Source organism: Modestobacter sp. VKM Ac-2982, from assembly GCF_026967935.1.
In the GTDB taxonomy this organism is placed as follows: domain Bacteria; phylum Actinomycetota; class Actinomycetes; order Mycobacteriales; family Geodermatophilaceae; genus Modestobacter.
Genome location: NZ_JAPVBL010000005.1, coordinates 226,777 through 242,474, shown reverse-complemented (window position 1 = coordinate 242,474; position 15,698 = coordinate 226,777). Strand labels below are relative to the sequence as shown.

The 15,698-nt window shown below is 73.2% G+C and carries 13 protein-coding genes; 11 read left to right on the top strand and 2 right to left on the bottom strand.

Annotated features, from left to right (window positions below; translation table 11 throughout):
* Positions 1–89: 89 nt before the first annotated feature.
* Positions 90–1,601, top strand: coding sequence for a potassium/proton antiporter (locus O2W20_RS18575; RefSeq protein ID WP_269171694.1), 1,512 nt, complete (start codon positions 90–92; stop codon positions 1,599–1,601).
* Positions 1,602–1,795: 194 nt separating this feature from the next.
* Here the strand turns inward: O2W20_RS18575 and mqo are convergent, their stop codons facing one another.
* Complete coding sequence (gene mqo / locus O2W20_RS18570; protein WP_269171695.1) at positions 1,796–3,280, bottom strand: malate dehydrogenase (quinone); 1,485 nt, start codon at positions 3,278–3,280, stop codon at positions 1,796–1,798.
* A 325-nt stretch (positions 3,281–3,605) separates the two neighbouring features.
* Here mqo and lspA point away from each other — a divergent pair, with 325 nt between their 5' ends.
* From lspA to O2W20_RS18545, 5 genes are all read left to right on the top strand, one after another.
* Positions 3,606–4,184, top strand: coding sequence for a signal peptidase II (gene lspA, locus O2W20_RS18565; protein ID WP_269171696.1), 579 nt, complete (start codon positions 3,606–3,608; stop codon positions 4,182–4,184).
* A gap of 56 nt (positions 4,185–4,240) precedes the next feature.
* On the top strand, positions 4,241–5,206 hold the full coding sequence (locus tag O2W20_RS18560; RefSeq protein WP_269171697.1) for an RluA family pseudouridine synthase: 966 nt from the start codon (positions 4,241–4,243) through the stop codon (positions 5,204–5,206).
* A 12-nt stretch (positions 5,207–5,218) separates the two neighbouring features.
* On the top strand, positions 5,219–6,016 hold the full coding sequence (locus O2W20_RS18555) for a CPBP family intramembrane glutamic endopeptidase (RefSeq protein ID WP_269171698.1): 798 nt from the start codon (positions 5,219–5,221) through the stop codon (positions 6,014–6,016).
* A gap of 221 nt (positions 6,017–6,237) precedes the next feature.
* Positions 6,238–9,792 (top strand): DNA polymerase III subunit alpha, encoded by a 3,555-nt coding sequence (gene dnaE / locus O2W20_RS18550; RefSeq protein ID WP_269171699.1) that lies wholly within the window; start codon positions 6,238–6,240, stop codon positions 9,790–9,792.
* Between the two features lie 109 nt (positions 9,793–9,901).
* Positions 9,902–10,621 carry a DUF2567 domain-containing protein gene (locus O2W20_RS18545; RefSeq protein ID WP_269171700.1) on the top strand — a complete coding sequence of 240 codons (720 nt, stop codon included), beginning with the start codon at positions 9,902–9,904 and terminating at the stop codon, positions 10,619–10,621.
* Positions 10,622–10,700: 79 nt separating this feature from the next.
* Here the strand turns inward: O2W20_RS18545 and O2W20_RS18540 are convergent, their stop codons facing one another.
* Positions 10,701–11,624: an LON peptidase substrate-binding domain-containing protein gene (locus O2W20_RS18540; protein ID WP_269171701.1), complete on the bottom strand. Its 924-nt coding sequence runs from the start codon at positions 11,622–11,624 to the stop codon at positions 10,701–10,703.
* An 80-nt stretch (positions 11,625–11,704) separates the two neighbouring features.
* Between O2W20_RS18540 and hisD the strand changes: the two genes are divergently transcribed.
* The 5 genes from hisD to hisH all read left to right on the top strand — a co-directional run bounded on the left by hisD (position 11,705) and on the right by hisH (position 15,671).
* Entirely contained in the window at positions 11,705–13,021 is a 1,317-nt protein-coding gene (hisD, locus tag O2W20_RS18535; RefSeq protein WP_269171702.1) for a histidinol dehydrogenase, read from the top strand.
* Positions 13,022–13,026: 5 nt separating this feature from the next.
* The gene (locus O2W20_RS18530) at positions 13,027–14,139 is read left to right on the top strand and encodes a histidinol-phosphate transaminase (protein ID WP_269171927.1); all 1,113 of its coding nucleotides are present in this window, start codon (positions 13,027–13,029) and stop codon (positions 14,137–14,139) included.
* Positions 14,136–14,732, top strand: a complete 597-nt coding sequence (gene hisB / locus O2W20_RS18525) for an imidazoleglycerol-phosphate dehydratase HisB (RefSeq protein WP_269171703.1) — start codon at positions 14,136–14,138, stop codon at positions 14,730–14,732. Before O2W20_RS18530 ends, hisB begins: the two co-directional genes overlap by 4 nt.
* 4 nt (positions 14,733–14,736) lie before the next feature.
* Positions 14,737–14,913 (top strand): hypothetical protein, encoded by a 177-nt coding sequence (locus O2W20_RS18520; protein ID WP_269171704.1) that lies wholly within the window; start codon positions 14,737–14,739, stop codon positions 14,911–14,913.
* Between the two features lie 113 nt (positions 14,914–15,026).
* Entirely contained in the window at positions 15,027–15,671 is a 645-nt protein-coding gene (gene hisH / locus O2W20_RS18515) for an imidazole glycerol phosphate synthase subunit HisH (protein ID WP_269171705.1), read from the top strand.
* Positions 15,672–15,698 lie beyond the last annotated feature (27 nt).

Below are 15,698 nucleotides of genomic sequence, written 5' to 3'. Positions count from 1 at the left end.
CCCGCCAGCACCTCCGCGCAGCCGCCGGTCCACTGCCTCCATCGGCCGGGGACACCGGTACGGGAGACTGCCCCCATGGGGGCTCGCCGATGAACACGACGGTCACCATCGCGCTGGCCGTCGGCGCCCTCGTCGTCCTGCTCGCCGCGGTCGCGCTGCGGCTGGCCGACCGGATCGGGCTCCCGTCCCTGCTGCTCTACCTGGCGTTCGGGGTGGCACTGGGGGAGAGCGGCCTCGGCATCGAGTTCTCCGACGTCGGCCTCACCCAGACCCTCGGCGTCGCCGCGCTCGTGGTGATCCTGGCCGAGGGTGGCCTGACCACCCGCTGGTCCGACGTCCGCCGGGCGGTGGGCCCGGGCATCGCGCTGGCCACGGTCGGCGTGGTGGTGAGCATCGCCGTCGTCTCCTCGATCGCCGTCTGGCTGCTCGACTTCGACTGGCTGTTCGCGCTGCTGCTGGGCGCGGTGGTCACCTCGACCGATGCGGCCGCCGTCTTCTCCACCCTGCGCCGGATCCCGCTGCCCCGGCGGATGGTCGCCGCGCTGGAGCTGGAGTCCGGGCTGAACGACGCCCCGGTCATCCTGCTCGTCCTGGTGCTCAGCGAGCAGCTCACCGGCGGGGCCGCCTCGGTCTGGTACCTGGTCCTGGCCGAGGTGCTCGGTGAGCTGGCCGGCGGGACGGCGATCGGCGTCGGCATCGGCTTCGGCGGCGCCTGGCTGCTCCGGCGCGCCGCGCTGCCGCTGGTCGGCTTCTACCCGCTGGCCACCGTGGCCCTGTGCGTGCTCGCCTTCGCCTCCGCCGACCTGGTGCACACCTCCGGCTTCGTCGCCGTCTACCTGTGCGGCCTGGTGCTCGGCAACGCCGCGCTCCCGCACCGGGCCGGCACCATCGGCTTCGCGGAGGGGCTGGCCAGCCTCGCCCAGATCGGCCTGTTCGTGCTGCTCGGGCTGCTGGTCTCCCCGTCCCGGCTGCCCGACGCCCTGCTGCCGGCGCTGCTCGTGGGCGGTGCGCTGCTGCTGGTCGCCCGCCCGTTGTCGGTGCTGCTGAGCGTCGTCTGGTTCCGGATCCCGATCGCCCAGCAGCTGTTCATCTCCTGGGCCGGGCTGCGCGGCGCCGTGCCCATCGTGCTCGCGACGTTCCCGATCGCCGCCCAGGTCCCCGGTGCGACCCGGGTGTTCGACACGGTGTTCGTGCTCGTCGTCGTCTTCACCGTGGTGCAGGGTTGGTCGCTGCCGGCCGTCGCCCGGCTGCTGCGGCTGGCCACCCCCGTCACCCCGCAGGACATCGACGTCGAGTCCGCCCCGCTGGACGAGCTCGGCGCGGAGCTGATGCAGCTTCGTGTGCCGGAGACGTCGCGGCTGCACGGCGTCTACCTGCCCGAGCTCCGGCTGCCCGAGGACGCCGCGGTGGTCCTCGTCGTCCGGGACGGCAAGCCGTTCGTCCCCGACCGGTCGACCCGGCTGATGCACGGCGACCAGGCGCTGCTGGTGTCGGCGCGCGGCTCCCGCCAGGAGGCCGAGCGGCGGCTGCGCGCGGTCAGCCGGGCCGGCCGGCTCGCCACCTGGCGCGGCGAGAGCGGCCAGCCCAGCGAGACCGATTAGACGGCGACCCTCCGGGCCGCACCGCGGCCAGGAGCCGTACCCCGGTCACGGTGAGCCGCTGGGAGCCCTGGCGTCGGGGAGCCTCCGGCCCCCGCGACGTCAGGCCTCAGCGGCCCTCCGGGCCGCACGGACCCGCTTCGGCTTGCGGTCGAGCGCCCCGGTCGGGAGCCCTCCGGGCTCCGCGACCGGGGCGCTCAGCCCTGGAGTTCGAGGGTCTTGGTGGTGTCGGCGCGGACCTGGGCCATCAGGGCCGGCTCCTGGGACAGCTTGTGGCCGTAGGAGGGGATGGCCTCCTGCAGCAGCGGGCGCCAGGTGTCCATCCGCTCCGGGAAGCAGCGCTCCAGCAGCGTCAGCATCGCCGAGGTGGCCGTGGAGGCCCCGGGGGAGGCGCCCAGCAGGCCGGCGATCGAGCCCTCGGCCCCCACGATCAGCTCGGTGCCGAACTGCAGCACCCCGCGGCCGGTCGTCGGGTCCTGCTTGATGACCTGGACGCGCTGGCCGGCGGTGATCAGCTCCCAGTCGTCCTGCTCGGCGCTCGGCACGAACTCCTCGAGCGCGCGGAACCGGGCGCTGGTCGACTGCAGGACCTGGCCGATCAGGTACTTCGTCAGCGGGATGTTGGCGATTCCGGCGCCGAGCATGGAGCCCAGGTTGCCGCTGCGCACCGACTTCGGCAGGTCCCACATCGACCCGGCCTTGAGGAACTTCGGGGAGAAGCCGGCGTAGGGCCCGAACAGCAGGGCCTGCTCGCCGTCGATCAGCCGCAGGTCCAGGTGCGGCACGGACATCGGCGGCGCGCCGACCTTCGCCTGGCCGTAGACCTTGGCCTGGTGCCGGCCGACCAGCTCCGGGGAGCGGGTGCGCAGGAACTGGCCGCTGACCGGGAACCCGCCGAAGCCGCGGATCTCCGGGATGTCGGAGCTCTGCAGCAGCGGGAGCGCGCCGCCACCGGCCCCGACGAAGAGGAAGCGGGTGCGCACGGTGCGGCTGCGGCCAGAACCGGAGCGGACGGTGACCGCCCAGCGCCCGTCGGACTCCTGTCGCACCTTGCGGACCCGGGTGGAGGTGTGGAGCTCGACGCCGCGGCTGACCGCGGCGTCCAGCAGCAGCCGGGTCAGCGCCCCGAAGTTGACGTCGGTGCCGGCCAGCGACCGGGTCGCGGCGGCGACCTCCCCGGCGGGGCGGCCGGCCATCATCAGCGGCACCCACGAGGTGAGCACGTCCCGGTCCTCGGCGTACTCCATCTCCGCGAACAGCGGCTCGGCGACCAGGGCTTCGAACCGGGTGCGCATGTACCGACGCCCGGCCTCGCCGGTCACGAAGCTCACGTGCGGCACGGAGGTGATGAACTGCTTGGGGGAGTCGGTCAGCCCGGACCGCACCAGGTGCGACCAGAACTGCCGGGACACCTGGAACTGCTCGTTGATGCCGACGGCCTTGGTGGTGTCGACGTGACCGTCGGGTGCCGCGGGGGTGTAGTTCAGCTCGCACAGGGCCGAGTGGCCGGTGCCCGCGTTGTTCCACGCGTCGGAGCTCTCGCCGGCGACCTGGTCGGCGGACTCGAAGACCGCGACGGTCCAGTCCGGCGCCACGACGCCCAGCAGCGCGGAGAGCGTCGCGCTCATGATGCCGCCGCCGACGAGGACTACGTCGGGGTTCGAGGAACCATCCGTGGTCAAGATCTGCCTCCGTGACTGAGTGCGTACCGGCCCATCGTCGTCCGCGTCGGCGGACGACACGTCCCGAACCCGGGAGTCCCCCCGATCTGAGGGGGAGAGATGCATCACAAGGTCGCCTCCTGCGAGGGTCCTCCGCGTCATCTCCGCCCGCAGCGCGGGTGGCGGACGACGGGTCCGGCCGCCTCCGCAGCTGACGGTCCCTGATCGTGCACCGGGGCCCGCCCGCCCCGGGACGGGGGCTCCGGGAGTCTGCCGAACGAGCGGCAGCCGGCCGCTATCGTCGTGGCCGACGTGGTCACCGGGGCCGCCAACGGGGAGGACGGCGATGTCCGAGCAGCCCGATCCCTCGACCGGTTCCTCGGCCGCTGCGGCCGGTCCGCGCGGCCGTTCCCGGGCCCGGCTGCTGCTGGGCCTGGCCGCCGCCGTCCTGGCCCTGGACCTGGCCACGAAGCTGGTCGTCGTCGCCACGCTGTCCGACCGGGAACCGCTGCGACTGCTCGGCGGGGCGCTGTACCTCACCGAGGCCCGCAACACCGGTGCGGCCTTCTCCTTCGCCGAGGGCGCCACGGTGGTGTTCAGCCTGATCGCGCTGGCCGTGGTCGTGGTGATCATCCGCAGCGCGCGGCGGATGTACTCGACCGGGTGGGCGGTGACGCTCGGCCTCGTCCTCGGTGGCGCCCTGGGCAACCTGATCGACCGGGTGTTCCGCGCCCCGGGGTTCCTGGAGGGCGGCGTCGTCGACTTCATCTCGGTGTTCGACCCCTACGGCCGGGTGTTCCCGATCTTCAACGTCGCCGACTCGGCGATCGTCTGCGGCGGCGTGCTCGGCGCGATCCTGGCCTTCCGCGGCATCGAGTTCGACGGCAGCCGCAGCAGTGACCGGCCGGACGCCGCCACCGACTGACCGCGGGACGGCCCGGCGACGGCCGGGCGCGGAGCCCCACCCGTCACAATGGTGCGGTGATCAGCAGTCCCGGCCCGGCGTCCTCCGGCGGGCGACCCGGTGAACACCGGTCGCTGCCCGTGCCCGACGGGCTCGAGGGCCAGCGGGTCGACCAGGCGCTGGTGCGGCTGTTCGGCGTCTCCCGTGCCGTGGCCGCCGAGCTGGCCGACGGCGGTGCCGTCGTCGTCGACGGCCGTGCCCGGGGCAAGGGCGACCGGCTGACCGCCGGCAGCTGGCTGGAGGTCGAACTGCCGCCGCCGCCGGGTGAGCCGGCTGCGCCGGTGCCGGTCTCCGGACTGACGGTGGTGCACGACGACGACGACGTCGTGGTCATCGACAAGCCGGTCGGGGTGGCCGCGCACGGCAGCCCCGGCTGGACCGGGCCCACGGTCACCGGGGGACTGGCCGCGGCCGGCTACCGGATCTCCACCAGCGGCGCGGCCGAGCGGCAGGGCATCGTGCACCGCCTGGACGCCGCGACCACCGGGCTCATGGTCGTCGCGAAGAGCGAGCGGGCGTACACCCTGCTCAAGGCGGCGTTCAAGGAGCGCACCGTCGACAAGGGCTACCAGGCCCTGGTCCAAGGGCACCCCGACCCGTCCAAGGGCACCATCGACGCACCGATCGACCGGCACCCCAAGCACGACTGGCGGTTCGCGGTGGTGACCGGCGGCCGCCCGTCGGTCACCCACTACGAGGTGGTCGAGGCCTTCCCGGCGGCCAGCCTCGTCGACGTCCACCTGGAGACCGGGCGCACCCACCAGATCCGGGTGCACTTCTCCGCCCTGCGCCACCCGTGCGTCGGGGACATGACCTACGGGGCCGACCCGACGCTGGCCGCCCGGCTCGGGGTGGAGCGGCAGTGGCTGCACGCGGTGCGGCTCGGGTTCGCGCATCCCGCCGACGGGCGCTGGGTCGAGTTCACCAGCGACCACCCGGCCGACCTGGCCGGTGCCCTGGCTGTCCTGCGCGCCGAGAACTGAGGCGCTCGCCTCGTGTCCGGAGCCCCCGACCTCCCCGCTGCCCTCGCCGACTTCGGCGCTGCGCAGCTGGCGGCGGTGATCATCGCCGTCTACCTGGTCGTGGGGGAGCCGTTCGTCGGGTACGTGCTGCACCGGCGATTCGAGGGGCGGCTGCGCACCGACCCGGCGGCGCGTCGGTCCTTCTACCGCCGGCTGCTGGTGCTCGAGTGGGGTCTGGCGGCGGTCACCGTCGTGGTCTGGCTCGCCGCCACCGGGGTGAGCGCGGCCGAGGTGGGGCTGCGTTGGCCGACCGGCTGGCCCGGGCCGGCGACCTGGCTGGCCATCGTGGTCCTCCTGGCGCTGGTCCTGCTGACCACCCGGGCGCTGCGCAGCGGTGCGGTCGCCGGGCCGCCGCCGGAGTCGCTGCGCCGCACCCGTCCCGGCGAGGCCCGGCACGCCGAGCCCCCCGGCCACTCGACACTCGCGCTGCTGCCGCGCAGCCGGTCCGAGCGCCGGCTGTTCGCCCTGGTCGGGGTGACGGCGGGGGTGTGCGAGGAGTGGCTGTACCGCGGCTTCTTCCTCGCCGTGGTGGCGGCGCTGGCCCCCGGACTGCCTGCGCTGGTGCTGGTCCTGGTCGCCGCGCTGGCGTTCGGGCTGGCGCACGCCTACCAGGGTCCGGCCGGGGTGCTGACCACCGGCGTCCTCGGGGGTGTGCTGGCCGGGGTCTACCTGGACACCGGCTCGCTCCTGCTGCCGGTGCTGCTGCACGCCGCGATCGACCTGCGGTTCCTGTTCGTGCCGGCCTCCGCGCTGCCGGCCGCCGTCCGGTGAGGCGCCGAGACGGGCGTGACGGAGTGGTCCGGATCGCCGAGACACGTTCTGTCGGACCCTCGGCGTAGGACTCCGGAGGTGCGAGGATCGGTGGACCGACACCCCCGCACGGCAGCACCCCTGAACGGCCTTCCCCGCCGGTCACCCCAGAACGACCCGCCGCCCCTGTCCACCGCTGGTGGCCAGGCGGTGAGCACGACCCGTGAGGAGCACCACGCACCGTGAGCACCCCGTCCGCAGAGAACTTCGTGCACCTGCACGTGCACACCGAGTACTCGATGCTCGACGGGGCGGCCAAGCTCGGTGAGGTCACCAAGGCCGCGGCCGACGAGGGCATGCCGGCGCTGGCGATGACCGACCACGGCAACGTCTTCGGCGCCTACGACTTCTACAAGACCGCCAAGGCCGCCGGCGTGAAGCCGATCATCGGCATGGAGGGCTACTACACGCCCGGCTCCCGGTTCGACCGCGCCCCGTTCGACTTCGGCGACAAGCTGATCGACGAGGAGGGTGACGGCGGGAACAACCGCGGCAAGGCCGCCTACACGCACATGACCCTGCTGGCCCGCACGACGGAGGGCATGCACAACCTCTTCCGGATCTCCTCGCTGGCCAGCCTGGAGGGGCAGTACCGCAAGCCGCGCTTCGACCGCGACCTGCTGGAGCGGTACGGCAAGGGCCTGATCGCCACCACCGGGTGCCCGTCCGGCGAGGTCAACATGTGGCTGCGGGCCGGCAAGGTGGACAAGGCCCGGCAGGCGGCGGCGGACTTCCAGGACATCTTCGGCAAGGACAACTTCTACGCCGAGATCATGGACCACGGGCTGTCCATCGAGAAGAAGACCAAGCCGGCCCTGCTGGAGATCGCCAAGGAGCTCGGCATCCCGCTGCTGGGCACCAACGACCTGCACTACACCCACCGTGAGGACGCCCAGGCGCACGACGCCCTGCTGTGCATCCAGACCGGCTCCCGGCTGAACGAGCCCAACCGCTTCAAGTTCAACGGCGACGGCTACTACCTGAAGTCCGCCGCAGAGATGCGCGCGCTGTTCCGCGAGCACCCCGAGGCCTGCGACAACACCCTGCTGATCGCCGAGCAGTGCGAGGTGCAGTTCACCGAGGGCGCCGACCTGATGCCCCGGTTCCCGCTGCCCGACGGTGAGGACGAGACCTCCTGGTTCATCAAGGAGGTCGAGGCCGGGCTGCACAAGCGCTACCCGGCCGGCATCCCCGACCACGTCCGCAAGCAGGCCGACTACGAGGTCGGGATCATCACCCAGATGGGCTTTCCGGGGTACTTCCTCGTGGTCGCCGACTTCATCAACTGGGCCAAGGACAACGGCATCCGGGTCGGCCCGGGCCGCGGCTCGGCCGCCGGCTCGATGGCCGCCTTCGCGATGGGCATCACCGACCTCGACCCGCTGCAGCACGGGCTGATCTTCGAGCGGTTCCTCAACCCCGAGCGCGTCTCCATGCCCGACGTCGACATCGACTTCGACGACCGCCGCCGGGGCGAGGTGATCCGCTACGTCTCGGAGAAGTACGGCGAGGAGCGGGTCAGCCAGATCGTCACCTACGGCACGATCAAGGCCAAGGCCGCGATCAAGGACGCCGCCCGGGTGCTCGACCGGCCGTACTCGGTGGGCGACGAGCTGACCAAGCTGATGCCCCCCGGCGTCATGGGCAAGGACATCCCGCTGTCGGGCATCTTCGACCCCAAGCACGAGCGCTACAAGGAGGCCGGGGAGTTCCGGGCCCGCTACGAGTCCGACCCGGGCGCGGCCGAGGTCGTCGACCAGGCCCGCAAGCTCGAGGGGCTGAAGCGGCAGTGGGGCGTGCACGCCGCCGGGGTCATCATCGGCCGCTACCCGCTGATCGACAGCGTGCCGATCATGCGCCGCGAGGCCGACGGCGCGGTGATCACGCAGTTCGACTACCCGACCTGCGAGACCCTCGGCCTGCTGAAGATGGACTTCCTGGGCCTGCGCAACCTGACCGTGATCGACGACGCGCTGCGCAACATCGTCATCAACGGCAAGGACCCGGTCGACCTCGACGAGATCAGCAAGGACCTCACCGACAAGAAGACCTACGAGCTGCTCGGTCGCGGTGACACCCTCGGGGTCTTCCAGTTCGACGGTGGCCCGATGCGGTCGCTGCTGCGGCTGATGCGCCCGGACAACTTCGAGGACATCTCCGCCGTCGGCGCGCTCTACCGGCCCGGCCCGATGGGTGCGAACTCGCACACCAACTACGCGCTGCGCAAGAACGGTCAGCAGGAGATCACCCCGATCCACCCGGAGCTGGCCGAGCCGCTGGAGGAGATCCTCGGCCAGACCTACGGCCTCATCGTGTACCAGGAGCAGGTCATGGCGATCGCGCAGAAGGTCGCCGGGTACTCCCTCGGCAAGGCCGACCTGCTGCGCCGCGCGATGGGCAAGAAGAAGAAGTCGGTCCTGGACGCCGAGTACGTCGGCTTCGAGGCCGGGATGAAGGCCAACGGCTACTCCGCCGCGGCGGTCAAGACCCTCTGGGACATCCTGGTCCCGTTCGCCGACTACGCGTTCAACAAGGCGCACTCGGCCGCCTACGGCCTGGTCTCCTACTGGACCGCCTACCTCAAGGCCAACTACCCGGCCGAGTACATGGCGGGGCTGCTCACCAGCGTCGGCGACGACAAGGACCGCCGGCCGGTGTACCTGGCCGAGTGCCGCCGGATGGGCATCAAGGTGCTCCCGCCGGACGTCAACGAGTCCTCCTGGGACTTCACCGCCGTCGGCACCGACATCCGCTTCGGCATGGCGTCGGTGCGCAACGTCGGGCACAACGTCGTCGACTCGATCGTGCGGGCGCGCGAGGAGAAGGGCGCGTTCAAGGACTTCGCCGACTTCATGCGGAAGATCGACACGGTGGCCTGCAACAAGAAGGTCATCGAGTCCCTGGCCAAGGCCGGCGCCTTCGACTCGATGGGCCACTCCCGGCAGGGCATCGCCGCGATCCACGCCAACGCCGTGGACCAGGCGATGGGGGTCAAGCGCAAGGAGGCCGAGGGGCAGTTCGACCTGTTCGGCAGCTTCGGGGAGACCGCCGAGGACCCGTTCGGCTCGTCGCTGGACATCGCCATCCCCACCGCCGACTGGTCGAAGTCGGAGAAGCTGGTGTTCGAGCGGGACATGCTCGGCCTCTACGTCTCCGACCACCCGCTGCACGGGGTGGAGCACGTGCTCACCTCGCACGCCGACACCGCGCTGGCCGAGATCATCGCCGGCGGCGTGGAGGACGGCGCCAACGTCACGATCGCCGGCATCCTGACCGCCGTCGGGCCACGCACCAACAAGCAGGGCGCGCCGTGGGCGATCGCCACGATCGAGGACCTCGAGGCCGGGCTGGAGGTGCTGTTCTTCCCCAAGACCTGGGCGCAGGTCCAGGACAAGGTGGTCCGCGACCAGATCGTGGTGGTCAAGGGGCGGATCAGCCGTCGGGACGACACGCCCTCGCTGTTCGCCTCCGAGGTGTACGTCCCCGAGGTCACCGACGGGCCCCGCGGGCCGGTGCTGGTCTCCATGCCGGCGGCCCGCTGCACGCCGCCGGTGGTGGAGCGGCTCCGTGAGGTGCTCGGCAGCCACCCGGGCACCACCGAGGTCCAGCTCAAGCTGCTCAACGGCGGCCGCGAGACGGTGCTGCGCCTCGACCAGGGGCTGCGGGTCCAGCCCAGCACCGCGCTGATGGGCGACATCAAGGCGCTCCTGGGCCCCACCAGCGTCGCCCTCCTGTGACGGCGGCCCCCGCTGCCTCCCGCCCGCCCGCACCCAGCGGCGGAGCCTCGGAGGGGGCCGGGGGTCAGCCTGAGTCGAGGCACACAGCCGGGCCAGCGACACTGGACCGGTGACCGATCCCCGTACCGCCGGGCCGGCGCCGGGTGCACCGGCCGGTCCCGGCGCTCCGCCGGCGTCCCGGCCCGCGACGCCGCCACCGGGCTGGGTGCCCCAGCAGCCGGCGACCCGGGCCGGGTGGGTGACCGGCCTGCATGGCAGCCCCGAGGACGTGCGGGCCGGGCTGATCACCGTGCTGGCCCTCACGGTCGCCGGCCTGGGGGCCGGTGCGCTGTGGGCCTGGCTGGCCCCGCGGGCCGACTACCGGGTCACCGAGACCCAGGTCGTGCCGGTGGTCGGGGTGCCGAGCGCCGAGGTCCTCTTCGCCGACGACGGGGTGTACGTCCTGGTGCTGGCCGGGCTGGGGGTGGTGGCCGGTGTCCTGGTGTGGCTGATGCGTCGCCGCCGCGGTGTGCCTGCGCTGATCGGCCTGGCCGGCGGGATGGTCGGTGCCGGGGTCGTCGCCTGGCAGGTGGGAGAGCTGCTGGGGGCGGGGCCCACCGAGGGCGAGCTCGCCGAGGTGGGGCGGACGATCACCACCGGCGTGGACCTGGCCGCGACCGCGGCGCTGGCCATCGGGCCCTTCGCCGCCGTGCTCACCTACCTGGTGGCCACGGCGCTCACCCCCGACGACGACCTCGGCCGCCCCGACGACACCCCGCGAGCCGAGCAGCAACGGCCGCCCCGCCTCCCGCTCCCGCCGGTGCCCCCGGCAACCACCCGCCGACCGTAGCGGAAGGACCCCGTCCTCCTCACCCCTCGCGAGCTCGGGGTGAGCCTCTGGACGGGGCCGACGAGCAGGGGTCCTTCGATCAGTTCGGGGTCATCGGGGTGGCGAACTGGCGCAGCGGCACCGGCACCGCGCCGAGGGTCCGCAGCAGGGTCAGCTCCCGGCGCAGCATCCGGGACTCCATGGCCAGCCGGCGGCGGGTCGCGGACTCGGCCAGCAGCGCCTGCCGGTCCTCGTTGGTCAGCAGGGCCACCGAGGCCACCAGGTAGGACAGGCCGCGGGCGTCGTCGCTGACCTCGCGCAGCAGGGCCGCGGTGTCGGCGATCCCGGCCGGGGCGGCATCGTCCTCGGGCACCAGGTCCTCCGACGTCAGTGCCTCCAGCACCTCGTCCGGCAACCCGTCGCCGCCGCCCTGGCGGACGGCGACGTCGGCCACGTAGCGGGCGAAGAGGTCGCGGACGTTCCCGGCCAGCAGCTCCAGCGACCCGCGGGCCACCTCGGTCACGACCTCGTCGGCCCCGTGTCCGGGCGTGACGTCCACGCCGACCAGCCCCTCGGCGTCCCCGGCGGCCTCCTCGGCCGCCTCCTCCTCGTGCAGCCACTCGACGACCGCCCGCAGGTACGTCGGCGCCGCGCCGGCCTCGCCGCCGTGCTCGGCCACCTCGGCCGGCGCGAGGACGTCGAGCAGCCGGAACCGCTCACCACCGACGGTCACCACCTGGTACCCGCCGTCGGACTGTGGGGCGACCACCCGGAGCACCGCGGTGCAGCCGACGTCGAAGAGCGCCTCGGCGGGCGCGACGCGCTCCACCTCCCAGCCCTGGCGGATCGCCACCACGCCGAACCGGCGCGGGGCGCCCTCGGGGAGGGCGGAGAGGTCGGCGACGAGCTGGCGGTACCGGGGCTCGAAGATGTTCAGCGGCAGGACGACACCGGGGAACAGTGGGGTCTCCAAGGGGAACAGCGGGATGACCTCGCGGTCTCCGGTTCCCTCCTCCTCGCGCACGCCGGGAGCCTACGGGCAGCGGGGCCGGTGCACCCGCCGTCTACCGTGGGGTGTTCTCCCGTTCTACCCGGAGGTGCTCCGTGCTGTCCCGCATCGACCTGCGTGGTCCTGCTCTGCCCGGGCCGCGTGAGCTCGCCCAGCTGCTGCCGCGTGCCGGCGTCGACATCGACTCGGTGCTCGACGTCGTCCGGCCGATCTGCGAGGACGTGCGACTGCGCGGCGCCGCAGCGGTCCGGGAGGTCACCGCGCGGCTGGACGGCGTGGACGTCCCGGACATGGCCGTGCCGCAGGCCGCGCTGGACGAGGCGCTGGCCATCGTCGACCCGGCGGTGCGCGCCGCGCTGGAGGAGTCGATCCGCCGGGTGCGGATCGTGCACTCCGACCAGCGCCGCACCGACGTCACCACCGACGTGGTGCGCGGCGGGACCGTCACCGAGCGCTGGGTGCCGGTGCGCCGGGTCGGTCTCTACGTGCCCGGTGGGCTGGCCCCGCTGCTGAGCTCGGTGGTCATGAACGTCGTCCCGGCGCAGCTGGCCGGGGTGACCTCGATCGCGGTGGCCAGCCCGCCGCAGCGGGACAACGGAGGCCTGCCCGACCCCGGGGTGCTGGCGGCCTGCGCGCTGCTGGGCGTCACCGAGGTGTACGCGGTGGGCGGGGCCCAGGCGATCGCCGTCTTCGGCTACGGCGCCGGCTCCTGCGCACCGGTCGACCTGGTCACCGGGCCGGGCAACGTCTACACCACCGCGGCCAAGCGACTGCTGCGCGGCCTCATCGGCATCGACTCCGAGGCCGGCCCGACCGAGGTCGCCGTCCTGGCCGACGACACCGCCGACCCGGTGCACGTCGCCGCCGACCTGATCAGCCAGGCCGAGCACGACCCGCTGGCCGGTGCGGTGCTGGTCACCACCAGCGAGGAGCTCGCCGACGCCGTCGGTGAGCTGCTGCCCGGACAGGTGGCGGCCACCAAGCACAGCGACCGGATCACCACCGCGCTCGGGGGCACCCAGTCGGGCATCGTGCTGGTCGACGACCTGGACGCCGGGCTGGCCGTGGTCGACGCCTACGCCGCCGAGCACCTGGAGATCCAGACCCGCGATGCCCGCGAGGTGGCGATGCGGGTGCGCAACGCCGGCGCCGTCTTCGTCGGCCCGTGGGCCCCGGTCTCCCTCGGTGACTACGCGGCCGGCTCCAACCACGTGCTGCCCACCGGCGGCTGCGCCCGGCACTCCAGCGGGCTCAGCGTCCAGACGTTCCTCCGCGGCATCCACGTGGTCGAGTACGACGAGCAGGCCCTCGCCGAGGTCGCCGGGCACATCGACGCCCTGGCAGGAGCCGAGGACCTGCCGGCGCACGCTGCCGCGGTGCGGGCCCGGCAGCAGTCGCCGTCCCGGTCGTGACCGCGATGGAGGCGCTCCCGCTGCGGCCGGAGCTGCGTGGCCGGTCGCCGTACGGCGCGCCGCAGCCACCGGCCGAGCACCGGCTCAACACCAACGAGAACCCGCACCCGCTGCCCCCGGCGCTGCTGGCCGACCTCCAGGTGGCCCTGGCCGAGGCGGCCACCGGCCTCAACCGCTACCCCGACCGGGACGCCACGGCGTTGCGGGCCGACCTGGCCGCCTACCTGACCGGGACCAGCGGCGAGCAGGTCGACCCGGCGCAGGTGTGGGCGGCCAACGGCTCCAACGAGGTGCTGCAGCAGGTGCTGCAGACCTTCGGCGGCGCCGGCCGGACGGCGCTGGGCTTCACCCCGTCCTACTCGATGCACCCGATCCTCAGCGCGGGCACCGGCACCGCCTGGGTCGACGGTCACCGCCGCGCCGACTTCACCATCGACCCGGCGGCCGCCGCCGCCCAGGTGCGCGAGGTGCGGCCGGACGTCGTCTTCGTGACCAGCCCGAACAACCCGACCGGCACCGCGGTGGAGCTGGACACCATCGCCGCGCTCTACGAGGTCACCGACGGCGTCCTGGTCGTGGACGAGGCCTACACGGAGTTCGCCCGCACCGGCACGGTCTCGGCGCTCTCGCGGCTGCCCGGGCGCCCACGGCTGATCGTCAGCCGCACGATGAGCAAGGCGTTCGGCATGGCGGGGCTGCGGCTGGGCTACCTGGCCGCCGACCCGACCGTGGTCGACGCCCTGCAGCTCGTCCGGCTGCCCTACCACCTCAGCTCGCTGACCCAGGCCGCGGCGCGGGCCGCGCTGGCGCACACCGAGCAGCTGCTGGCCACGGTCGACCTGGTCAAGGCCGAGCGGGACCGGATCGTCGCCGCGCTGCCGGGCATGGGGCTGACCAGCGTGCCCAGCGACGCCAACTTCGTGCTGTTCGGGCACTTCACCGACTCCGCCGCGGCCTGGCAGGCGCTGCTGGACCGGGGGGTGCTCGTGCGCGACGTCGGCCTGCCCGGCTGGCTGCGGGTCACCGCCGGCACCACCGAGGAGACCGACGCGTTCCTCACCGCGCTGGGTGAGGTCGCACCGGCGCACCGCAGCTCTCTGGGAGGATCGACGGCATGAACCGCACTGCACGCGTCGAGCGCACGACCAACGAGACCAAGCTCGTGGTCGAGCTCGACCTCGACGGGACGGGTGTGGCCGACGTCGCCACCGGGGTCGGCTTCTACGACCACATGCTCACCGCGCTGTCCAAGCACAGCGGGATCGACCTGACCGTGCACGCCGACGGCGACCTGCACATCGACGCCCACCACACGGTCGAGGACGTCGCCATCGCACTGGGCCAGGCGTTCGCCGAGGCGCTGGGCGACAAGCGCGGCATCACCCGCTACGGCGATGCCACCATCCCGATGGACGAGGTGCTGGTGCAGGCCGCCGTCGACCTCTCCGGCCGGCCGTACTTCGTGCACGCCGAGCCCGCGGACATGACGCCGATGATCGGGCCCGACTACCCGACCAGCCTCACCAAGCACGTGCTGGAGTCCTTCGCGTTCAACGCGCGGATCAGCCTGCACGTGCGGGTGCTCTACGCCGGCCGGGACGCCCACCACATCGTCGAGGGTCAGTTCAAGGCCCTGGCCCGCGCGCTGCGCACCGCCGTCGCCCTCGACCCGCGGGTGACCGACGTACCCTCGACCAAGGGCGCTCTGTGAGCTCGTGAACTTCGGCGTCGCCCTGATGGTCGTCGGCGGGTTCCTGCTCGGCGGCGCGTACAGCATCTTCAGGGCCGACTCCGACACCGACGGGCGCACCGGGGTGCAGGTGGCGTTCGCCGTCATCCTGCTGGTGGCCGCCCTGCTGGCGACGGCGGCGGGCGTCCTCCGCCTCGTCTGAGCGAGGACCCCGCTGCCCCCACGGCTCGCCGCGGGCCCCTGCAGAGGGGCCGTTCCAGCACGTCACCGTCCACCACGGGAATGCCGGTGGGCCGCGAACGGCTGGTGGGTAGCGTGGCAGCTGTGAAGAAGGTCGTCGTCCTCGACTACGGGTCGGGCAACCTGCGTTCGGCCGAGCGGGCCCTGACCCGGGTCGGCGCCGACGTCACCGTGTCCGCCGACCCGGAGACCGCGCTGGAGGCCGACGGCCTCGTCGTCCCCGGGGTGGGCGCCTACGCCGCCTGCATGGACGGGCTGCGCGCCGTGGACGGGCCCAAGGTCATCGGCCGCCGGCTGGCCGGCGGACGTCCGGTGCTCGGCATCTGTGTCGGCATGCAGATCCTGTTCGAGCGCGGCGTCGAGCACGGCCAGGACACCGAGGGCTGTGGGGAGTGGCCCGGCGTCGTCGAGGAGCTGCACGCGCCGGTGCTGCCGCACATGGGCTGGAACACCGTCTCCTCCCCGGAGGGCTCGACGCTGTTCGCCGGCCTCGAGGGGCAGCGCTTCTACTTCGTGCACTCCTACGGGGTGCGGGAGTTCCCGCTGGCCGAGCCCGGCGTCACCGGCCGGCTGACCCCGCCGGCGGTCACCTGGGCCGAGCACGGCGACCGGTTCGTCGCCGGGGTGGAGAACGGGCCGCTGTCGGCGACCCAGTTTCACCCGGAGAAGAGCGGCGACGCCGGCGCCCAGCTGCTCACCAACTGGCTCGACAGCATCTGACCCCGGTCCTGCGGGGAGCGGCCTCGC